Source organism: Micromonospora sp. NPDC050417, from assembly GCF_044458865.1.
Lineage (GTDB): Bacteria > Actinomycetota > Actinomycetes > Mycobacteriales > Micromonosporaceae > Micromonospora_G.
This window is the reverse complement of record NZ_JBITIH010000076.1, coordinates 1-1,126: the sequence shown is the minus strand read 5'-3', so window position 1 is coordinate 1,126 and position 1,126 is coordinate 1. Positions and strand designations below refer to the sequence as shown.

Genomic DNA, 1,126 nt, shown 5'->3' with positions numbered 1-1,126 from the left:
TTGGGTGCACACTCTGACGGCGCGGTTCGGTAGTGCTGAGGCCGCGTTGTCCGCGGTCGAGGGTCTGGGCTGATGCGAACCGGCCTGGCGACGGTTCTCGGCGTCGAAGTGGCGTTGTTGCAGGCGGGCATGGGCGGTGTCGCCGGCACGGAGTTGGCGTGTGCGGTGTCGAACGCGGGCGCCGCTGGCTGCGTGGGTGGCTACAAACTCGCCGGTGACGCGTTGTCGGCCATGCTGGGCCGGTTGGTCGCGGGGACGGACCGGCCGGTCGGCGTGAACCTGATCCCGGAGGTGGTCGGCCCCGACGACCTCGCCCAACAAGTGGAGCAGGTGCTCGCCGAGACGCCGCCGTACGTCTACGTGTCGCTGTTCGGCATGCCCGAGGACGCGGTGTTCGAGCGGGTCGCTGCGTCCGGCCGGGTTCTCGTAGTCCAGGTCGGCACCGTCGAGGACGGTGTGCTGGCGGCCGAGCGGGGTGCTGTGGTGGTGGCACAGGGCACCGAGGCGGGGGGACACCTGCTCGGCGTGTCGGGCCGGGACGATCTGGTCGCCCGGCTGCGTGATCGGCTACCCGACGCCTGCATCGTCGCCGCGGGCGGGATCGGTTCGCCCGCCGACGCCGAGCGGGCCGTTGGCGCCGGGGCCGACGGCGTGTTGCTGGGCACCGCGTTCGTCGTTGCCCGAGAGTCCCGGGCTCACCCCCACTTCAAGATGGCGGTCACCGCGGCCGACGGCGTTGACACCGTGATCACGGATGTCTACGAGATCGGGTGGCCGGGCCGGCGGCACCGCGTGCTGGCCACGCCCGTGACTGAGAATCCGAAGCAACCCAAGAATTTCATCGGCCGGACAGTGGTCGAGGGGCGGGTCTATCCGGTGCCTCGGTTCAGTGCTGCGGTGCCGACGGTCGCGACCACGGGCCGGATCGAGGAGATGGCGTTGTACTGCGGGTTGGGTTGTGGCGCCGTTTCGGAGGAGTTGTCGGCGGCTGTTGTCGTCGCCGCGTTTGCTCGTGTTGTCCCGAGTTTCAGAGTCGTCGAAACAGGATGAGGATGGTGGATTCGTGTCTGCTGGTGAGATTCTTGAGCGTCTTGATCTGAGGTATCGCGAGGACGTGATTCGTGTT

At 68.5% G+C, this 1,126-nt stretch carries 1 protein-coding gene; it reads left to right on the top strand.

Annotation, left to right across the window (positions count from 1 at the left end; genetic code table 11):
• The first annotated feature begins 72 nt into the window (after positions 1–72).
• The gene (locus ACIBF5_RS32725; RefSeq protein WP_396816759.1) at positions 73–1,050 is read left to right on the top strand and encodes an NAD(P)H-dependent flavin oxidoreductase; all 978 of its coding nucleotides are present in this window, start codon (positions 73–75) and stop codon (positions 1,048–1,050) included.
• The last annotated feature ends 76 nt before the right edge of the window (positions 1,051–1,126 follow it).

Excerpts from the sequence above, each read along its gene's own strand:
- ACIBF5_RS32725 (WP_396816759.1), top strand. The coding sequence starts at position 73 with ATGCGAACCGGCCTGGCGACGGTTCTCGGCGTCGAAGTGGCGTTGTTG.